The 17,621-nt window shown below is 68.1% G+C and carries 20 protein-coding genes and 2 pseudogenes; 5 read left to right on the top strand and 17 right to left on the bottom strand.

Going from position 1 to position 17,621, the window contains the following annotated elements; translation table 11 throughout:
- Positions 1 to 94 precede the first annotated feature (94 nt).
- Positions 95 to 1,351, bottom strand: coding sequence for a helix-turn-helix transcriptional regulator (locus SGFS_RS32325; protein WP_286255534.1), 1,257 nt, complete (start codon positions 1,349 to 1,351; stop codon positions 95 to 97).
- A 336-nt stretch (positions 1,352 to 1,687) separates the two neighbouring features.
- Here SGFS_RS32325 and SGFS_RS32320 point away from each other — a divergent pair.
- Positions 1,688 to 2,650 (top strand): annotated as a pseudogene (locus SGFS_RS32320) (circularly permuted type 2 ATP-grasp protein); the annotation flags it as partial.
- A gap of 1 nt (position 2,651) precedes the next feature.
- Here SGFS_RS32320 and SGFS_RS32315 read toward each other — a convergent pair.
- Entirely contained in the window at positions 2,652 to 2,870 is a 219-nt protein-coding gene (locus SGFS_RS32315) for a hypothetical protein (RefSeq protein WP_286255533.1), read from the bottom strand.
- Between the two features lie 235 nt (positions 2,871 to 3,105).
- Here SGFS_RS32315 and SGFS_RS32310 point away from each other — a divergent pair, with 235 nt between their 5' ends.
- Positions 3,106 to 3,339 (top strand): helix-turn-helix domain-containing protein, encoded by a 234-nt coding sequence (locus tag SGFS_RS32310; RefSeq protein ID WP_286255532.1) that lies wholly within the window; start codon positions 3,106 to 3,108, stop codon positions 3,337 to 3,339.
- A 103-nt stretch (positions 3,340 to 3,442) separates the two neighbouring features.
- Here SGFS_RS32310 and SGFS_RS32305 read toward each other — a convergent pair whose 3' ends face one another.
- Together SGFS_RS32305 and SGFS_RS32300 are read right to left on the bottom strand one after the other, a co-directional pair.
- Positions 3,443 to 3,646, bottom strand: a complete 204-nt coding sequence (locus SGFS_RS32305; protein ID WP_286255528.1) for a hypothetical protein — start codon at positions 3,644 to 3,646, stop codon at positions 3,443 to 3,445.
- Entirely contained in the window at positions 3,643 to 3,849 is a 207-nt protein-coding gene (locus tag SGFS_RS32300) for a hypothetical protein (RefSeq protein ID WP_286255526.1), read from the bottom strand. Before SGFS_RS32300 ends, SGFS_RS32305 begins: the two co-directional genes overlap by 4 nt.
- Before the next feature lie 105 nt (positions 3,850 to 3,954).
- Here SGFS_RS32300 and SGFS_RS32295 point away from each other — a divergent pair.
- Positions 3,955 to 4,188 (top strand): annotated as a pseudogene (locus SGFS_RS32295) (helix-turn-helix domain-containing protein); the annotation flags it as partial.
- 159 nt (positions 4,189 to 4,347) lie between these two features.
- Positions 4,348 to 5,001 (top strand): XRE family transcriptional regulator, encoded by a 654-nt coding sequence (locus tag SGFS_RS32290; RefSeq protein WP_286260466.1) that lies wholly within the window; start codon positions 4,348 to 4,350, stop codon positions 4,999 to 5,001.
- Here SGFS_RS32290 and SGFS_RS32285 read toward each other — a convergent pair.
- Positions 4,998 to 5,240 (bottom strand): hypothetical protein, encoded by a 243-nt coding sequence (locus SGFS_RS32285; RefSeq protein ID WP_286255525.1) that lies wholly within the window; start codon positions 5,238 to 5,240, stop codon positions 4,998 to 5,000. The genes SGFS_RS32290 and SGFS_RS32285 overlap by 4 nt on opposite strands.
- Positions 5,241 to 5,352: 112 nt before the next feature.
- Here SGFS_RS32285 and SGFS_RS32280 point away from each other — a divergent pair, with 112 nt between their 5' ends.
- On the top strand, positions 5,353 to 5,541 hold the full coding sequence (locus tag SGFS_RS32280) for a hypothetical protein (protein ID WP_286255523.1): 189 nt from the start codon (positions 5,353 to 5,355) through the stop codon (positions 5,539 to 5,541).
- Between the two features lie 756 nt (positions 5,542 to 6,297).
- On the opposite strand, the gene SGFS_RS32275 is transcribed toward SGFS_RS32280, so the two are convergent.
- From SGFS_RS32275 to SGFS_RS32220, 12 genes are all read right to left on the bottom strand, one after another.
- Complete coding sequence (locus tag SGFS_RS32275) at positions 6,298 to 6,594, bottom strand: hypothetical protein (RefSeq protein ID WP_286255521.1); 297 nt, start codon at positions 6,592 to 6,594, stop codon at positions 6,298 to 6,300.
- 12 nt (positions 6,595 to 6,606) lie between these two features.
- Positions 6,607 to 6,963, bottom strand: coding sequence for a hypothetical protein (locus SGFS_RS32270; RefSeq protein ID WP_286255519.1), 357 nt, complete (start codon positions 6,961 to 6,963; stop codon positions 6,607 to 6,609).
- 16 nt (positions 6,964 to 6,979) lie between these two features.
- Positions 6,980 to 7,891, bottom strand: coding sequence for an N-acetylmuramoyl-L-alanine amidase (locus SGFS_RS32265; protein ID WP_286255518.1), 912 nt, complete (start codon positions 7,889 to 7,891; stop codon positions 6,980 to 6,982).
- A gap of 2 nt (positions 7,892 to 7,893) precedes the next feature.
- A complete protein-coding gene (locus tag SGFS_RS32260; RefSeq protein ID WP_286255516.1) occupies positions 7,894 to 8,424 on the bottom strand; it encodes a hypothetical protein in 531 nt (176 codons plus the stop codon).
- Positions 8,370 to 8,627, bottom strand: a complete 258-nt coding sequence (locus SGFS_RS32255; RefSeq protein ID WP_286255515.1) for a hypothetical protein — start codon at positions 8,625 to 8,627, stop codon at positions 8,370 to 8,372. The genes SGFS_RS32260 and SGFS_RS32255 overlap by 55 nt, the downstream gene beginning before the upstream one ends.
- Positions 8,628 to 8,639: 12 nt before the next feature.
- Positions 8,640 to 9,161 (bottom strand): hypothetical protein, encoded by a 522-nt coding sequence (locus SGFS_RS32250; protein ID WP_286255514.1) that lies wholly within the window; start codon positions 9,159 to 9,161, stop codon positions 8,640 to 8,642.
- A 10-nt stretch (positions 9,162 to 9,171) separates the two neighbouring features.
- Positions 9,172 to 12,045 (bottom strand): hypothetical protein, encoded by a 2,874-nt coding sequence (locus SGFS_RS32245; protein WP_286255513.1) that lies wholly within the window; start codon positions 12,043 to 12,045, stop codon positions 9,172 to 9,174.
- A 3-nt stretch (positions 12,046 to 12,048) separates the two neighbouring features.
- A complete protein-coding gene (locus tag SGFS_RS32240) occupies positions 12,049 to 12,561 on the bottom strand; it encodes a hypothetical protein (protein ID WP_286255512.1) in 513 nt (170 codons plus the stop codon).
- Positions 12,562 to 12,574: 13 nt separating this feature from the next.
- Positions 12,575 to 15,826, bottom strand: a complete 3,252-nt coding sequence (locus SGFS_RS32235; protein WP_286255511.1) for a hypothetical protein — start codon at positions 15,824 to 15,826, stop codon at positions 12,575 to 12,577.
- A gap of 120 nt (positions 15,827 to 15,946) precedes the next feature.
- The gene (locus SGFS_RS32230) at positions 15,947 to 16,360 is read right to left on the bottom strand and encodes a hypothetical protein (RefSeq protein WP_286255509.1); all 414 of its coding nucleotides are present in this window, start codon (positions 16,358 to 16,360) and stop codon (positions 15,947 to 15,949) included.
- Between the two features lie 4 nt (positions 16,361 to 16,364).
- Positions 16,365 to 16,697, bottom strand: coding sequence for a hypothetical protein (locus tag SGFS_RS32225; protein ID WP_286255508.1), 333 nt, complete (start codon positions 16,695 to 16,697; stop codon positions 16,365 to 16,367).
- A gap of 501 nt (positions 16,698 to 17,198) precedes the next feature.
- The gene (locus tag SGFS_RS32220; RefSeq protein WP_286255507.1) at positions 17,199 to 17,606 is read right to left on the bottom strand and encodes a hypothetical protein; all 408 of its coding nucleotides are present in this window, start codon (positions 17,604 to 17,606) and stop codon (positions 17,199 to 17,201) included.
- Positions 17,607 to 17,621 lie beyond the last annotated feature (15 nt).

Genomic DNA, 17,621 nt, shown 5'->3' with positions numbered 1-17,621 from the left:
AGCCGACACCCACGCCAGGGGTCTGGGGGCGCAGTCCCCGCTTGTGGATGGGACGGGTAGGGGCGGCGGGGGCGAACAAGTCCCCCGGACCGGATCACGCGCCCGGCAGCAGATCCTGCGCCCCCCGCGGCGGCCCGTCGAGCCCCGCCTGGGCTATCCGGACACCGAGCTGCGTACGACTGGCCGCCCCGAGCGTCTCCGACAGCCGGGCGATGTGCGCACGACACGTACGCACACTGATCCCCAGCCGCTCCGCGACCACCGCGTCCTGATGCCCCTCCGCCAGCAACGCCGCGATCGACCGCTCCCGATGCGTGATCCCCTCGAACCCGGTCGACGGCAGCGGCGCGCTCAGCGGAATCGCCAGCCGCCACAACCGCTCGAAGACCGTGATCAGATACGCGATCAGCGCGGGATGCCGGATCTCCAGAGCGATCGTGCGGTCGGCGTTGGCCGGGATGAACGCCACCGTACGGTCGAAGACGAGCAGCCGCTCGGTGACCTCGTCCAGCGTGCGCGCCTCCGCCGCCTCGCCCATCAGCTCCATGTAGGTGAGCAGCCCCTGCCCGTGCCGGGCCACATGCGTGTACAGGTCCCGCATCCGGATGCCCCGCCGGCGCATCTCCATCGCCCGCGGCAGCCCCTCGTTCAGCTCGTCCTCGCGCCGGATGCCGCCCGGCTGCACGGTGAGCACCTCGGTGGTGCACCGCCCCGTCGCCTCGTCGATCGCCGCCCGGATCCGCGGCAGCCCGTCCAGGACCCGGATCGCCGCGCTCTCCCCGGCCGGCCGCTCCTGCCCGCCGCCGAGCCCCGCGTACCACTCCACGGCCGCCACCGCGGACCCCACCCGGGCCCGGCTCGCGCTGACCTCCTCGTGGACTCCGCGCAGCAGGCGGGTCATGACCTCCTGGGGGGAGGTGGGCACCAGCCGGCCCATGTCGTCGGGATCGGGGTGCAGCAGCGCCAGCTCGACCAGGCAGGGCACGGCCTCCGCCTCCTCGCGCGAGACGCGCCCCCGGCGCACGGCTCGGGAGTACAGCCGGTCCCCGGCTTCGCAGAGCTGATCGGCGCCGTGCGGATGCGTGCTCCACGCGGCGACCTCACCGGCCCCGAGCCCCTCGAAGCCGCACTCCGCCACCACGCCAAGCCCACCCGTCACATCACGCTCGCCCGCTCCGCCAAGCCCACCGGTCACATCACGCTCGCCCGCCATGCCAAGCCCACCGGTCACATCGCGCCCGCTGGCCGCACCACTCTTGCCCGCCGCACCACGCTCATCCGCCGCGCCCCGCTCACCGGCGACACCCCGCTCACCGCCCCGCGGATCCGCGTTCGTCCCGTGCCCGGCCATGTCCCACCTCTGGCTCCAGCGTCTTTCCGCTGCGCAACTATGCGCGGCCCGCTCCGCCTCCGCAACACGCCTTCCCCGCCCCAGCAGCCCGATTCCGACCGCAAGTTCCGCACATTTCCCCACCTCCACCCGGCCTCTGTGCAAGAAGCTGATGGTGTGACAAACAGCGCATGACTTGCAAAGCGCACATATCAGCCAGCGGCGCGCCCACCCGCCCCCGCTGCCCCGTCCATCGCCTCCCGAAACCCCCCAACACCCCCACTCACGATCATTCCCGTCAACTCCCGGAAATCGAACAGTGATGAGCTTGTTACGAGCCGCACTTAACGTCGGGCCATGGCGGACATATTTGACGCGTACGCGTTGGCCGACGCGTGGGACGAGATGTTTGAGCGGCCGGGTGAGGTCAGGACCGCCTACGAGCCGGTGCTGGCCGCCCTGCAGCCGATCGAGCCGAGCGAACTGCGCTTCCGGGCCGACCAGATGGCCCGGGCGTTCACCGACCGGGGCGTGACCTACGCCTTCGCCGGCGAGGAACGGCCCTGGCCGCTGGACCTGGTGCCCCGCATCCTGGACGCGCTGGAGTGGGACCTCATCCAGCGCGGGGTCGCCCAGCGGGTCAAGGCCCTGGAGGCGTACCTCGCCGACGCCTACGGGCCCTGCCGAGCCTTCGAGGACGGGGTCGTGCCCTGGCGGCTGCTCCTCAACTCCCCCCACTTCCACCGAGCCGCGCACGGCGTCGAGCCACCGGGCGGCGTACGCATCCACGTCGCCGGCATCGACCTCGTACGGGACGAGGCGGGCGACTTCCGGGTGCTGGAGGACAACGTCCGGGTGCCCTCCGGCGTGTCGTACGTGATCGAGAACCGGCGCGCGATGACCCGGGTGTTCCCGTCGCTCTTCGCCGAGCAGCATGTGCTGCCGGTGGACGGGTACGCGCAGAAGCTGCTGGCCGCGCTGCGGGCCGCCGCGCCCGGTGGGATCGGCGATCCGCGTGTCGTCGTCCTCACCCCCGGGCCCAACAACGCCGCCTACTTCGAGCACGCCCTGCTGGCCCGGCTGATGGGTGTGCAGCTGGTCGAGGGGCACGATCTCGTGTGCCGGGGAAACCGGGTGTGGATGCGGACGACACGCGGGGAGATGCCCGTCCATGTCGTATACCGAAGGCTCGACGACGACTTCCTCGATCCGCTGCACTTCCGGCCCGACTCGGTGATCGGCTGCCCGGGCATCATGAGCGCCGCGACGGCGGGGAACGTCACCCTCGCCAACGCCGTCGGCAACGGCATAGCCGACGACATTATTGGTTTGGCACGACGTAGCCGAGTTCGCTGATCAGGGCGAGTGTGTCGTCGAGGCGTCCGCGGAGCCGCTCGATGACGAGGATGAGTTCGGCGGGGTCGAGGTCGGCAAGCTCGGCGGCGCGCGCTGCTTCGAGGTCGCGTTGGGCGAAGTCCACTCGCGAGATTTGCAGTGGCGTGAGGGGTCGGCCCTGAGTGGGGTTGGCCGGCTCGGTCATGTAGAGGTCACCTGTGCTGTGTGTGACGCGGGGTGGCGCGTGGTGCGGGCGGGTTGACGCGTGGGGGATGCACGTAATGATCGTGTAAACCGTTGGCCTGAACAACGGTCAGTGCCCGGAGTCACTCGAACGGGCGTTTTATTCGGCGGGTGGTTGCGGATGCTCATCCCGTCTGGTCCATGAATGTCCCAACGATGGTACAGACATCGATCATCGCGTTGACCAGCGTGTACGCGTGCCAACCGACCCCATGCCCGACTGGGTACTCCAGCAACGTCGAGCCATCGGGGACCACATCCGGGCCGAACGCACACGCCAGAAAGTCACACAAGAACGACTCGCCGAAAGTGCCGGCCTCGACCGGAAGACGGTGAACCGGATCGAGCAGGGCACGCATGCGACGTTGATCGACCACCTGGCGCTGATCGCCCGCGCTCTCGGTGTGCCGCTCGCCGAGCTGGTGCGGTGACCCGCCGCCGCGACGGGGGACATCGACGGCGGGTCACCTAGCCGCCCCTACGGCACGGGGCGGCCGTCCTGCGGCCGGGGAAGGTCCACGCCGGCGGCAGGGGTCATATGCGCTTAGGGCGGGCCGCCTTGTACGCCTGCCACAGTCCGGTGGCTGTCTCGCACTGGACTTGCCCGTACCCGCAGTCGGCGCAGCCGAGCAGGTGGGTCATGAATTCCCCGTACTCGGCCTCACCGGGGAGGTGGTCGGGGAACCGTAGCGGGCCGCTGTGTGCGCGGGCCATGGCGATCCGCTCAGTGCTTGTCATGCTGTGGCCTCGTCGCGGTGGCGGGGGTGGCGGCGGATCTCCATCTCGCACGTGGTGGCGAAGCGGATGTCTCCACGCTTCTCGGCGTCAGCGCGCTGCCCGTCGAGGGCGGCACACACGTCGCAGCCCGGCGCGGGGCGCGGCGGACGTGTGGGGTCCGTCAGGGTGATCGGTTCTTCCTGCGCGGTGTTCTGTATGGGCATGGTGCTCCCTGTCCCGACCCGACTCGGTGTGATTGAGACACATGCTGAAGGTTCGGTCAGTCCGTTCTGATACAGCCCTTCACGTAGCGGCAGTATCTTTTCGCTATGAGTAGTCGGGGACTCTGGGCAGACGTCGCATTGCGTGCCGCGTGGGCGCGCGCTGACTGGGCTGCCATCCTCTACGAATACCGGCGCGCCGCTGGGCTCACCCAGCGACAGCTGGAACCTCTGATCGGACTGCCGCAGCCCCACATCTCTGCTATCGAGTCACGCCGTCGGGTGGTGAAGACCGCCGACGTGAAGGCTCGCATCACAGAAGGGCTGCAGGTGCCACCAGAGTTGAGGGCGGCCGGGCAATCGCAGGGGTATGCCGAGTGGGATCCGAGTGGGGAGCTGCGGGACCGGATCGCTCACGCGCATGTCTCCGGGCGTATGGACTTGCGTACGGCGGATTGGATTGGGCGGGTCCTGGCTGAGCATCGGCGTGCCGAGGACGAGTTGAGCGGGCCGGATCTGTGGCCGGTGGTGCGGGCGCAGTTGGATGCGGTGACCCGTCTCATCCCTGGCACGACCGGGGCGACGGCTGACCGGCTGATGCTCCTGGCGGCCGAGCATGCGCACTGGCTGTCCTGGGTGGCCTGGCAGGAGGAGAAACGCGGCCCCGCCCTCGCATGGATTGATCTCGCCCACGGCTGGGCGGTAGACGGCGGCCACCCGGACATGGCGTCGTGGGCGCAGCGCGTGCGGGCCCACTACTCCCTGGAACACGGCGACCCCATCCGAGCCCTGCGTACGGCGGAAGGCGCCCGGTTCGCCGGCCCGCGCCCGCTGTCCCCCGCCGCCGAGGCAGCCGCGGTGCACCAGGAGGCGATGGCGGCCGCCCAGCTCGGGGAGCGGGACCGGGCCGTACGGCTCGCTGAGCAGGCCCACGGGCTGGCGTTGCGGGCGCCGGACGAGGGGGAGCGGCCGGGCTGGCTGTACTGGCTGGATGCGACGCGGGCGCGGTTGCAGGCGGCGGATGCGGCGTACGCGTGCCAGCGTTGGGCGGATGCGGCGGCTGGCTTCCGTGAGGGGTTGTCTGCGCTGGCTGGGTTTCCGCGTGATCACGCCTACTACCGGGCCCGGCTCGAGGACGCGGAGCGGCGGGCCTAGGCCGACTCGAGTGTGAGGATGATGGGCTCGTCGTCTTCCTCGAGCCCGACGGCAGCCCGTACCGCGCGCTTCACCTCGGGGATCGGCGGCCCGTACTCGAGCATCTGCTCGCCGAGCATGCCGACCGGCTCCGGGTCGGACAGCTCGAGGACGGTCTCCACGCGCTCGAGCTCGTGGGGTTCGTAGTCGTCTGGGCCGACTCCGGCGGGGACGATCTGGTACACGACGCGGTATTGCATGGGTGGCTCCCTACTCCCGACAGTAGAGCGCCTCCGAGGGGTCGGGCCCTCGGAGGCGATAGTGGGGAGCATAGCGGGCGGTGCTGTCGGTGGGGAGACGTAGTCTGGTCGCATGCCCCCCAACCTTCCGGCCCTTGGCCGTGTGCGCTCGTCTGCGGCCGTGAACGCCGAGATCAGGGCGCTCGCGCTGGCCGCGTGGGGGCGTCCGTTCACGGACGAGGAGCGGGTTGAGTATCAGGCGTTGGTGGTGGAGTGGGCGGCTGCTGAGCGGCTGACGGGGGACGTCGTCGAAGCGGCCTGATCACTTTGTCGGTGCCGACAAAGTGATGCCTGACCAGCGGACTTGAGAATCGCCGCGCGAAACCCGCTACCGTCGACACGCTGACGTTGAGCTTTGGCCGGTCCGCCAGCAGCCCCCGGGGTGGTGCCCGGGGGCACAAACCTCACGCGTACACCCGGCGCTGCGGATCCAGCCCCGCAGCCTGCGGAGACGGCGACTCCTCCTCCGACGGCGCCGAATCCTTCCGGCACACCAACGCATCCTCGTCGTACGGCGGCGCCTGCAACGAATACCCGCCCGGGCAGGCCTGCCCATCACGGCCATCGGCCCCGTCCGAACCCGGCTCGCCCTGAGGACCAGCCGGACCAGGCTCACCCTGCGGACCCGGAGGACCAGCCGGACCCGTCACGCCCACACCCGGCGCACCCGACTCCCCTGCGTTGCCGTCACTCCCGTCCTCGCCATCCACGCCCGGCGAACCAGACGGCCCAGGAGGACCCGAAGGCCCCACCTCACCCCGCGGACCAGGCGGCCCAGTCACCGAGGTACCCGGCTCCCCACGACTCCCCGGCGGCCCCGCCACCGGAGTCGCCCCCAAGTCCTGCACCTGCCGCGCCAAAGCATCCCGCGCACCCCGCTCCTCATGCAGATCCCGGCCCATCGTCTGGATAGCCACCACAATCCACGCCAACACCACCCCCAGCAGGATCGCCCCCACCACAGTCAGCACATCCCCGCGCCGCCACCGCCGTTCCTCCGCCCGAATCTGTGCCCGGCTCATGTCCCAGCCCCCTGCCACAGCAGGATGACCACCGGCAAAAGGATCCCGACCAGTGGCACAATCACCGCGCCGATCAGCCACCTACGGGTAGCGACCAGCTTCTCAGCGTCCTTCTCCCTCAGCGTCTCCAACGTCGTCACCCGCGACGCGAGAGCCTCGTGCCGCAAGTCGTAGATCCGCTGGTCGACTTTCTCGTCGAGGCGGCGTCCGAGCTGGGCGATGTCGTCACGGACGTCGGCGAACCGCTCGTCGAACCGCCGAACAACCTCACCCAACGTCGGATCGTCTGCCACGTACTACTCCGATCAGACGCTCTGCGGGCCGGTCGGCGCGGACGGCGGGGCTGGGGACACCTGCACGCGGGTCAGCAGCGTCAGCACCGCCAGCACCAGCGTGTTCACCGCACCCACCGTGCCCTGACTCACCTCGTACCCGAACGCCGCCACAGCGGTAGCCCCCGCCGCGACGATCGCCGTGAACGCCTGCGGAGCCACCGGCCGCGTCAGCGCCGCGGCGATACCGCCGAGGATCGCGGACACCACGGCAACGGTCGCGCCAGCCTGCTCGGCGGTCAGGGAAGTAACGCCGAGGGAGACGATGAGACCGAGGACGGCGGACAGGGTGTTGAGGACGACGACGGGTTCTCTACCGAGGATCTTCATGAGGTTTCCTTCCAGTTCAGGCGACGACGGTGAACCCGTACTTGTCGCCGAGTCTCTTGAGTGAGGTCATGCCCGGTACCCCGTCCGCCGCGGTCCCGGAGTAGCCGAGAAGCCGCTGCCAGCGCGCGTACGCGTCCACCGTCGCCGACCCGAAATGCCCATCCAAGTACGGCTTCTCCAGCAGCCCAGCGTCCACGAGCGCGGCCTCCACTGTCTTCACGCCCGCGTACGACACTGGCGTCCCCGCACGGCTCGGATCGCTCTGCGCGGCCGCTACCAGCCGCGACAGATCCACCGTCGGCTTCACCGGCTCGGGCAGCACCACCGGCGGCGCCGTCCCCACCAGTCGGTCTGCGACCCGCTCCCGCATCGACGCCATCGTGAACCCGCGAGGATCCGACTTCCCCGGCTGCCAGTCCAGATGACCGATCACCGACAGCGGACCCCAGCCGTGATGCCGGCAGATCGCTGCCGACACTCGCTCGATCGCTTCCAGCTGTGCCTCGGGCCAGGGGTCCTCGCCGTCGCCGAGGTTCTCGCACTCGAAGCCGTAGAAGTGCCGGTTGCCGTCTACCGTGGCCTCGTCATCGGCCGGCGCCGCCCGCTCGGCGCGCACAGCCGCGAGCACGTCCGGGTCGCCGAGGCCGGCGTGGTTGGCGCGGCCGTAGCCGACGAGGTGGACGCGGCCGTCCTTGGTGATGACGCCGTGACAGAGGGGGCCGGGGAGTCCGGAGTAGCCGTCGCGGCAGATCCGTACGGTGGCCGCGCTGCCGGAGGTGACGGTGTGGTGGATCATCACGCCGTAGACGGGGCCCCAGGGGCCCTTGTGGTTGCGGTTGTGGTCTTCCCAGTTGCCGACCTCGACGACAGTGACGCCTTCGTCGCGGAGGAGTTGCGCGAATGTGGACGCGCTCGGTGGTGTGGCCATGGTCAGGCCTCCTCTACAGGGTGAATGGCCAGCTTGAACTCGGCCAACGTCAACTTCCGCGCCGTGCCCGCGTCCTGCGCGACCAGCAGCGCGATCGGCACATCAGGGCGCACGAACATCTCGTGCGACTTGTGGAAGCACTGGATCCCCGGCGACGGCGGCCTGTGCTCCGTCGCCGTCGAGTCGTACACGCCCAGCGGGTCACGGACGTACCGGTCGCGGAGCTCGTCGTAGTCGCCCGGCTCCCAGTAGATGAGCGACGTCAACGTCCCCCACCCAGCAACAGACGGCCAGATCAGCCCGGACCGGTCGTCGGTCTTCCAGCTCGTCACCGTGTTGCCGTCCGGCTGGACGGGCTCGTGCATGCCCCACGGGTCGTGAGACTCGCTGGTGTAGGGGAAGCAGACGATGTGGTAGCCGCCGTCCGCAGGGATCGTCTGCGGGCCGTCGACCTTCAGTGAGACGACGCGGACGCCGGTCACGACGGCACCACCGCCCACTGCGCGAGGTAGGCGGCATCCGAGCCCTGCCATGCCAGTTCGTGCGCCCAGCCGTACCGAACCACCCACCCACCTGCCGGAATCGTCTTGCGAGTGCCCTCCGAGTCGGTCAGCACAAGTCGTTCCACGGACGCTTCCACGACCGTGTAGGAAGCCCCGTCGAGGAACGCGAGGATCACGGCGCTGTTGGTGCCGTCGTACTGGGCGGACTCATACCGGTGAGTCACTGTGGCCATGAAGGTCTCTCCTTAGGCGATGCGTCTGAATTCGAGGTACGAGTCCGTGTACAGGACCGTCGCGGTCGCGTTCGACGTGTTCTGCGCCCACTGCATCGTGATCGACCCGGCGGTCGAGCCGACCCGCCACAGGCCGCCGATCGGGGTGAACATGGTCGAGTCGCTGGTGCCGTATCCCGTGCGGGACCCAGTCACGTCGTTCGTCTCGGTACGGATCGAGTAGCCCGTGGTGCCGGTTGCCGCAGTCGTCGAACCGGGCATGAGCCACCACCACTCGCCGAGCGTCCCGGTCGGTGTTGTGAACTGGACCTTGATGTCGGGGGTGGGGTCGGCGAAGTACTTGATGGCCCCGTTCATGCGATACACGGCGTTCGCCTCGACAGCGAAGGTGAGGTGGGTGTCGTCCGCAAACGTCGTCGTCGCCGACCTCGGCTCGTCAGCCATCTTCCGTACGGTCTGCGGCAGCATCGCCCGGAGCAGGCTTGCGGTGGCCCGCTGGCCCGCTTGGGGCGTTGGGTACGACTCGGCGGCCATGCATGCCTCCTTACAGGGGGAGAATCCAGGGGTTCGCGACGCGCACGTCGGTGCCGGCGGCGTGCGCTTTGACGCAGCCGTTGACGGAGCGTGTGACCGTCCACGTCTGCGGGTTGATGACTTCGAATCCGTCGTAGCGGATCTCGACCGAGGCGGCGTTGGTGTTGCCCGTGACCCGGATCGAGCGCGTCCCGATGGTGTTGGTGGCGCTGATCGAGGAGTCCGTGACCTCGATGTTCCAGTTGGGCGGCTCGATCTCCGACGCCAGCCACGCCTTCACCTTCAGCGCCGACCCCTTGAGCTGGAACCGCACCCGAATGAACGTCCCCGCGACGTGAGTGACGGGCACCGTGTACGTGCCGAGGTCCGTGCCCACGTTCGCGACCAACTTGCGCAAGACGAGCAGCACAGCGTTCGACGTCGTGAACTCCAGCCGCGCCATGTACATGTTCTCGGAATCCAGCATCCGCGCCGTCAACGCCCCGAACAGGCCCGACCCGGTCGCCAGCGCGCTGCTCGTGATGCTGCCGTAGAAATCACAGTCGGCACTCACCGGAGTGACCGACGTCCGCCGCGTCGTGTCCACCGTCGACAGGACGTGCACCCCGTACCCGGAGCCCACCGAGTAGTCCGACGCGGCACCGCCACCCACCGTGGCCCACGCCTGCCCTGTATCCGCCGTGCCCCAGCTGCTCGAACTGGAGCGGCCGAACGCGTCCACCAGCCAGCCCGTGCACGACGTCACCGTCATGACCTCGCCGCCCGCACGCACATCCCACGGCACCTCAGCCGTGTCCGTCGTCCACAGCCCGGTCTGGCCGGCCGACGGCACCACGTACACCGTCGTGTCCGAGGAGGAGATCGCGGTGAGTGTCTCTGAGCCGTCGGTGTCGACGCGGGAGTCGACGCTGTCGAGGTAGCCGACGGTGTACGGGGAGGCGGGGGCGCAGATCATCGTGATGCGGTGCTCGAAATGGGTGATGGACTCGTCGAAGCCGAGGACGAGTTGGTCGATCGCGTCGGGCGGCAGCCAGGCTGGAGGGTTCTGCACTTGGATGCGGTCGCCCTGCCGGAGCGCGAGCACTGCCCGCTTCAACGCAGGGTTGTCGACGAACGACGAGTGGGCGAGGTTCACCGCAATCTGTGGGTGCCGGGCCTCATCCACCGTGCCCAAATGCACCCTCCACGCCGCCTGGTCCAGCAGCGTCGCCGCATCCGTCGTGGCGAGGTTCAGTGTTGCGTCCGACGGCCCGTACACGCCCACACCGGCCGGAGGCAGAGCAGTCGACAGACGGCCCTCAGTCTCCTCATACGTCTGCGAGACGCCGTTGACGGTGACCGTGACCCGGTTCGCGATCCGCTGGTCGTCCTCCACCGGGACGGGAACCTCGGCGAGGTTGTAGCCCGCATAGTCGAGGACCAGCTGCGGGTCCTGGCTGTACAGCGACGCCCGTGTCCGGTAGCCAAGCCCGTGGACGGCGAGGTTCTCGAACAGCATGCCGCCGTCCGCCTCGACACACTCCCGTATCAGCGCCAGCGGGTTCTGCTTGCTCTGGCCGCCCATCGCCACGGTGTCGTCGAGATCGCCCACCCAGTCGAAGGGGATCGCGTTCTCCGCGCACAGCCGCTGAATGCGGCGGCCCGCGGGCTCACCGACAGGGTTCAGGCGGCGGCCGAGAGCATCGATCGCGGTGATCGCGTTCTCCACCGTGATGTGCCCAACCACCCCACCCGCCAGCCCCGTCGACGAGTTCGGGCCGACGGCGGAGATCGACGGCACGAACACCGCCACGGCCGTGCAACGGGTCAAGCCCTCCGTGTTCCGTGTCAGCGACGTGGCCACTTCGACGTCGTTGACGATGTCCAGGGTGCGGACCGTGTAGATGGTGCTGCTGCCGGACTCTTGGAACTCCAGCGACACGTACAGGAGTCGGTCGCGGACGTCCTGGGTGTGGTCCAGGTCCACGCCGAAGTTCGTGCCAGACGAGTCCATGAACACGACGCTGAGCGAGTGCGTGGTCGAGTTGTACACCAGTTCGTAGTCCGTGAGCGGCGTCGTGGCGATCTCGCTCGCCTGACTCACCCGCACGATCACTTTCCGGTTCGTGAGCTCCGCCGACGGCAGATACACCAGGAACCGCACTTGCGTCGCCGTCGGGGTGTCGTACTTCGCGACGCCGCCCGTCATCGACGCGCCCGCGAACGTCGGCAGCGGATCAGAGGCGGTGAACAGGCTCGACGCCGCGAGATTCGGGGTGCCGGTCGAGAACACCATCGGCGAGCCGTTCGTCACCGCCGACGCGATCGACGCCGACCCCGACACGTCCTCACACGGCCAGTACGCCACCACCGACGAGGCGAGCGGACTCGTGACCGCCTCATAGATCACCGAGCGTTCCGGCGGCGGGGCCTGCGCATACCGGCGGATCACACCCGACAGCTCGGCCGTGGTCCACACGTCGTTCCCTGAGCGCTCCCATTCCTGCGCCCAGTCCGACACCTCGGCCAGCAGCCGGTACGACTTGCCGCCGTTCCCGTCCGGCACGCTGATCCGAATCGGCTGGTTCCGGTTGAGCAGCCCGTAGTACGGGCCCGTCGGGTTCCGGGGGGAGAAGCGGCCGTCTGTGTTCCTCAGCTCCAGTTCCGACGAGGCCGCATCCGTCTGCGCGCCCTCGCTCCTGATGCCCTTCTTGAGGTTGATCCGCCCGTTGTCGTCGCGGACCATGACGTAGCCGCCCGCGGTGATGTCGACCCACTCGCCGTTGACCCACAGCTCCACCTGCACCGGCTCGCCATTCGACGCCTCCCCAGACGCCCGCGCCGGGCCGGGGAGGTTGACGAGACGGCGCTTGAACGCCGAGACGAACGGAGCGATGGACGGCACGAGTCAGCCCACCTGCCGATAGGTGATCCAGCACCGCATGTCGGCGGCTGTCGTCGGCGTCGTTGCCCGTACCCGCAGGAACTTGGACACGGCAACGATGGGCCTGTCGTCGGGCATGAACGTTCGCACGTAGCACAGGCCTGACTCACCCGACACCGAGCTGAGGGACACCGTGTCGAAGACCCGCGTCGCGGTGATCGAGCCCTCGGCGGTCGCGGTGTAGCCAGTCGCCGACGTGCCCATGGTGAGCAGCGTCGTCGGGCCGTTCGGGTCCAGGTTGATCACACCCGTCGCCGCTACGTGCGCGGTCACCGTCGCAGCCACGTCGGTCTGAAGGAGTTCGACCACACCGTCCGCGCCCGGCGGGTCGTCGAGGCTGAAGCCGTACTCCAGTACCTCTATCTGCGTGGTGCTGGGCGTGGCCAGCTGAAGCATCGTCTTGATGGCCGTGCCCGTCGTCACGCTCGCCTGCGCGGCAGTCGTGGGTGCGGGGCCATTCCACACGGTGAACGGCAACGTCGTCTCCTATCTACCTGGTCGTCTTGAATGCGGGTTCGAGGCCGCCCCGGTTACGGACCTCACGCTTCAGCGGCTCGAAGATCTGCTGCGCAACAATCCGCCCATCCAGGGTGATCGTCTGATGCACGATGATCGGCTGGCCCGATCCGGCAGCAGCGGCAGCAATCCGCCGAGAGTCCGGACCCGAACGCACCCGCGAACCCACCGGCAAATCCACCAACTCCGGCTCGTGCTCACCCACCCACGTCAACCCACCACGCAAGCCGCCCGACGCCGCAGCCCCGACAATCCCGCCCGCAGCCTTCCTGCCCGCCGACTTCTTCGACTTCGACGCCTTCTTCAACTCGTCCGCCAGATCATCCAAAGCCCGGACCAGCCGCTCCTGCACCTTGACCTGCTGCCCGTACAAGGCGTCCGACGTCGTCTTCCCCGCCCTCGACGCAGCACCCGAGATCTGCGACTGAAGCGAATTCACCGACCGCAACTCACTACCCGACGCCGTCAGCAGCGCGCCGGCCGCCTCCAGGCCGCCGCCGTCGATGCCCGACTCGGCGATCTGCCGCAGGAGGCCCTTGTTGAGGCCCCTCTTGCGTAGTCGCTTCAACGCGTCCGCGAACGCTGTCGACTTGTCGCGGGACTGGACGAGGCCGCCCATGATGGACCGCACCGTCACCGCGCCGCCGCCGGAGCCGTCGCGTGTGATGGAGGCCGCAGACAGGATCCCCGACCTGACGCTTTCCCGTAGTTGGGAGGCCGCGGAGCGGAGGTCGCCGAGTTTGTCCTTGGCCTTGTCGAGTGCCGAGTTGACCTTTGACAGGGCGGTGGCCATCTTCATGTGGCCCTTGACGATCGTGTCCATCAGCCGCAACAGCGAGCGTTCGGTGTCCCCGGATGTGGCCGCCCGGATCGGACCGCGCGCCTGCCGTGCCTCCCTGCGGACACCGCCGGACGCGAACTTTTCCAGCCGATAGCCGAACTGCTCGGCGACCTCGGCCAGGATCGATGTCGAGCGGCCCCGCTTCGAATCGGCGAGCGGAATATAGGCTTCGCCTCCGGTCTCCGGCTCTGCCCACACGCGCATCGTCCCGGCGGGGGCGATCTGCGCGACGTGGTTCTCTGTGCCGCCGTCGGCGAAGAACTTGAAGATGTTGCCGTTGGCGCTGCGCTTCATGTCCCGGTCGAGGGCCTTGCCCAGGCCTGCGCCCGTGTATTTCACGTTGATGTAGGAGGTGCCCAGCACCTTGTTCCTGAGCGCGTTGACGGACGCCCAGAAGCCTCCGGTGTTCGCGCCGATCTGCCCGGTCTTCTTCGGGATCTTCTGCTTCTTCACCCAGTCCAAAGCGGACGCGAACGGCCCCGAGTCGGCGTCCAGCTTCGCCTGCGCCTGCTTCTTGTCGAACGCCGCCAACTCGCGCTTCGCCGCAGCCAGCTTCTCCTCGGCGTCCTTCTTTTCAACCTTCAGCTTCGCCTTGCGCTCCCGGGTGAGCTCCGGGTCCTTCAACTGCTCCTTGATGTACTCCAGACTCGCTTCCGCCTGATCCACATTCATCTTGATCTGGGCACGGTTCAGACGCGGCACGGCCTTGTCCACGAACTCGTTGAGTGAACTCCCGGCGTCATCCATGCCCGACCGGAAGCCCTGCGAGAAGTCGTCGAACTTGGTGTTCCACTCCTCGAACTTGTCGCCGATCACCGGAAGGTCACCGAACGCGGTGGCCAGCCCGGACACCAGGCCATCGATCGCAAGGAGGACACCCTCAGTCATGCCCTGGAAAGCGGCGAACAGCAGGGGCAGTGCCTCGATGCCGGCGGTCACCATCGTCGTGATGGCCTCTGCGACGCTGAGGAACGCCCCGCGGATCTGCCCTTGGTTTTCCTTCACCCAGTTGGACAGTCCGTAGAAGCCGTCGTCGAGCTTTGAGGTGTCGATGCCCGCAAGTTCGGCGAGGGTTTCGAAGAGTGCGCCGCCGACTTCTTTCGCGAAGTCCCCGGCTACTGAGGCGCCGATCGCGAAGATTTCGTTCCAGGAGCGGAACACGTCGGCGACGACGGCGCCCAAGGGGCGGAGGAAGACCATCAGCCCTTCGAACACGCTGGCCAGCACCTTGATCTGATTACCGGCGGTAACAAGCATTTCGCCGATCAGTGGGCCGAAGGCGTCGGCGAAGGATCCGGCGATCTTCCCGAGGGACGGCAGCAGTGAATCGTTGATCAGGTAGGCGAGGCCGTCGATGACGTCCGCCGACCCGCCGATGCCCTGCTCCATCTCCTTGAACATGGATGGCAGGCCGCGGTCGAGGAGCCCACCGAACAGGTTCTGGAAGGCGTCCAGGGACGGCTGGGACTTGGTGCCGAAGTCGAGGAACGCCTGCGTGAAGTCGAACAGGCTGTTCGTGAAGTCCTTGAAGAACCCGGAGCCCATCTCCACGTTCTTCAACAGACTCGACTTGAACGCCGGGGAGTTCGCGAAGTCGGCGGCCCGCTTCACGAAGTCCCCGAAAGCCTTACCGCCCTCCCGTACGACGGGATTCAGGCCCTTCATGGCGCCGCGCCAGTCGTCCATCGACTTCTTCACGCCGGGCATCACAGCCTTCGACGCGACCTTCTGAAGATCCTCAAACTCAGGCTTGAGCTTCTTGAACTCCTTCTTCAGATCGTCCATCGCCAACGCCGCCGCACCACCCACACCGGCCAGGCCGAACAGCATCGGCGACAGCGCGCCGATCGACGGCAGCACGGATGCGCCGATCGCAGCACCGATACCGATCAGCGAGCCCGTCAAGCCGCCGCCACCCGAAGCCGCCCCGCCGCCACCCCCACCGCCGCCGAGCGAACTGGAGGCACTGTTGCTGGACCCGGTCAGCCGGCCGAGGCCGCCCCGCAGGTCCACCAGGCCGTCGTTGACGCCGTCGATGCTGCCGCCGAGGTCGTCCATGTCGCGGCGCAGGGTTCGCATGGGGTCGTCGAGGTCGGCGAGTCGTGTGGCGGTGGATCCGGCGCGGGTGTTGAAGGTGCGCAGGCCGTTGCTGGCTGCGGTGACGCTGGTGGAGAGGCCGCTCATGGCGTGGGCGGTGTCGTCGGCTTGGCGGGCGAGACGCCGGAGTGCGCGGGTGGCGTCTTCTGCCTGCTGTTCGAGCCGGTTGAGGGCGGCGGCTGCTGCGGTGGCGCGGGTGGTGAGGGTGCGGAGGGCGGTGTTGATCTGGTTGAGCCCGGCTTGGGTCTGGTTGGTGACCCGTACGCGGATCTCGATGTCGTTACCCACCGCCCCCCTCCTCTCCGGGTGTGCCGCGTTGTTCTATGTCGAGCAGGCGGAGAAGCTCGGGGTCTTCCGCCAGCAGGGTGGTGTAGGTGTAGCCCGGGAACCGTTGCAGCAGGCTGAGGATCAGGCGGGCACGGCGGTACTCTCCGGGGGCAGTGACAGGGTTTCCGTGGGAATCGATGCCACCAGGGATGGTTCGCCAGAGGTCGAGCCGCTCTCCAAAGGGGCGGGGACTCCTGCGGCGGCGTTCTGCCAGGCGTCGATGACCGCCCAGTTGAAGTCGATGTCGAGGGAGCGGACGCCTTCGAACGTGGTCGGTACGGGCTGGCCTTCGTCGTCCTCGACGTTCCACTCGACGAGCTGCTCGGCCATCAGCTGGAGCATGGCGACGATCGCCGAGTCGCCTCCGTCGGCGCGGGCGGCGTCGATGTCCATGACCTGCCCGGTGTTGAGGCCCCGGATTTTGACCTCAAGGCCCTCGTACTCTTCACCCTCGAACGCCAGGGTGTAGATCTTCCGCCTCGGCTTGTATCCCATGCGGTCACTCCTCCTTGTGCGGACAGGTGCCGCCGTTGATCTGTCGGCCGAAGTTGCAGTTGTGGCAGAGCACCTGAAACCCGGCCGGGTAGCTGTGGCGGCGCAGCCAGTTGTAGAACCCGCCGCCGCCTGTCTCTTTACGCTGCGCGTGACCGCCGCCGTTGATGTGGTCGAGGGCGAGGAACTGGAACATCGCTTCGCCGCAGCAGACACAGGCGGGCGCCTCGCCGCCGTACGCCTGGAGTGCGGCCAAGCGCACCTTCCGGTGCGCCTCGCGCCGCTGCTCGGTGAGGGTGGCTTCGCGGCATTCGGACGAGCAGTAGCGGCGCTGCTCCATAGATCCGATGAAGTGTTTGCCACACCGAGCACAGGGTTTCGTGACTGTGGGACGGCAGGCGGCGCAGTGAGTGCGATCGGCAGAGTGTCGGACGAAGGACTTGCCGCAACCTTCGCACCCAGCCGCCGACATGCCCTTGTTTCGGCACTGCATGCACTGGTTGCGGTATCCGCCTGTGTCGTTCCTGCGGGCGAACGCCTTCAGTGACTTGGTCTCCCGGCAGTCCCGGCAGACCTTCATTCCTTCCGGCGCCGCGAGGCCGAGGCACGTGTCGCATCGTCCACAGTTCCGGCATGGCTTGTCGTGCTCCTTCCTCGGCGGCTTCGGCTTCCGCTGTGCGGCTGCCTGTGCGGGGCGGCATTCGGCGCACCAAGCGTGCGCTTTGCCACATGACTTGACGGTGAACTTTCCATCTATTGCTCCGGGCATGACCAGGCCTCCAAGTCGCTTTGACTTGGATAGTCTATCGGTCAACTCCCGGACGGTCGCCATGACTTGGAGTCAAGACCAGGTCGGGACAACGCCGTCGGCGAGGACGCCGGGGATCGCGGCGGTGAGTTCGCCGCCGTCCGCGCGGTTCACCGGGAAGTCGGTGTAGAGGACCTCATTGGCGAGGGTCTGGCCGGACACGGTGAGCGTCGTCGTGCGGGGCACCGACGTGGACGGGACGGTCTTGAAGACGTCGAACATCTGGTCCGTGGCGTCGTTGAACACGCAGTTCAGGGTGATGGAGAAGTCGGCGAGCAGCAGGATCCGCTCGTACGCGCTCTTGTCGATGCCGGTCACGTCCTGGACGCCGCGCGGGGTGGCGAACTGGAGGCTGGTGACGTCGTTCTTGATGGCCTTGGCGGTGCCTGCCGAGTTGTCTACCGAGCAGGTCGTCCAGCCGAGGCCGCTTTCCTTCGCCATGGTCGTTCCCTTCTG

Origin of the sequence: Streptomyces graminofaciens (assembly GCF_030294945.1) — a bacterium.
GTDB classification, from domain to species: Bacteria; Actinomycetota; Actinomycetes; order Streptomycetales; family Streptomycetaceae; genus Streptomyces; species Streptomyces graminofaciens.
The sequence above is the reverse complement of the archived record's forward strand: the minus strand, read 5'-3'. Positions and strand labels throughout refer to the sequence as shown.

Excerpts from the sequence above, each read along its gene's own strand:
- SGFS_RS32260 (WP_286255516.1), bottom strand. The coding sequence starts at position 8,424 with ATGGCAGGGCTCGGATGCCGCCTACCTCGCGCAGTGGGCGGTGGTGCC.
- SGFS_RS32225 (WP_286255508.1), bottom strand. The coding sequence starts at position 16,697 with ATGGAGCAGCGCCGCTACTGCTCGTCCGAATGCCGCGAAGCCACCCTC.
- SGFS_RS32230 (WP_286255509.1), bottom strand. The coding sequence starts at position 16,360 with ATGGGATACAAGCCGAGGCGGAAGATCTACACCCTGGCGTTCGAGGGT.
- SGFS_RS32315 (WP_286255533.1), bottom strand. The coding sequence starts at position 2,870 with ATGACCGAGCCGGCCAACCCCACTCAGGGCCGACCCCTCACGCCACTG.
- SGFS_RS32285 (WP_286255525.1), bottom strand. The coding sequence starts at position 5,240 with ATGCAATACCGCGTCGTGTACCAGATCGTCCCCGCCGGAGTCGGCCCA.
- SGFS_RS32255 (WP_286255515.1), bottom strand. The coding sequence starts at position 8,627 with ATGGCCACAGTGACTCACCGGTATGAGTCCGCCCAGTACGACGGCACC.
- SGFS_RS32280 (WP_286255523.1), top strand. The coding sequence starts at position 5,353 with ATGCCCCCCAACCTTCCGGCCCTTGGCCGTGTGCGCTCGTCTGCGGCC.
- SGFS_RS32305 (WP_286255528.1), bottom strand. The coding sequence starts at position 3,646 with ATGACAAGCACTGAGCGGATCGCCATGGCCCGCGCACACAGCGGCCCG.
- SGFS_RS32265 (WP_286255518.1), bottom strand. The coding sequence starts at position 7,891 with ATGGCCACACCACCGAGCGCGTCCACATTCGCGCAACTCCTCCGCGAC.
- SGFS_RS32220 (WP_286255507.1), bottom strand. The coding sequence starts at position 17,606 with ATGGCGAAGGAAAGCGGCCTCGGCTGGACGACCTGCTCGGTAGACAAC.
- SGFS_RS32270 (WP_286255519.1), bottom strand. The coding sequence starts at position 6,963 with ATGAAGATCCTCGGTAGAGAACCCGTCGTCGTCCTCAACACCCTGTCC.
- SGFS_RS32300 (WP_286255526.1), bottom strand. The coding sequence starts at position 3,849 with ATGCCCATACAGAACACCGCGCAGGAAGAACCGATCACCCTGACGGAC.
- SGFS_RS32250 (WP_286255514.1), bottom strand. The coding sequence starts at position 9,161 with ATGGCCGCCGAGTCGTACCCAACGCCCCAAGCGGGCCAGCGGGCCACC.
- SGFS_RS32325 (WP_286255534.1), bottom strand. The coding sequence starts at position 1,351 with ATGGCCGGGCACGGGACGAACGCGGATCCGCGGGGCGGTGAGCGGGGT.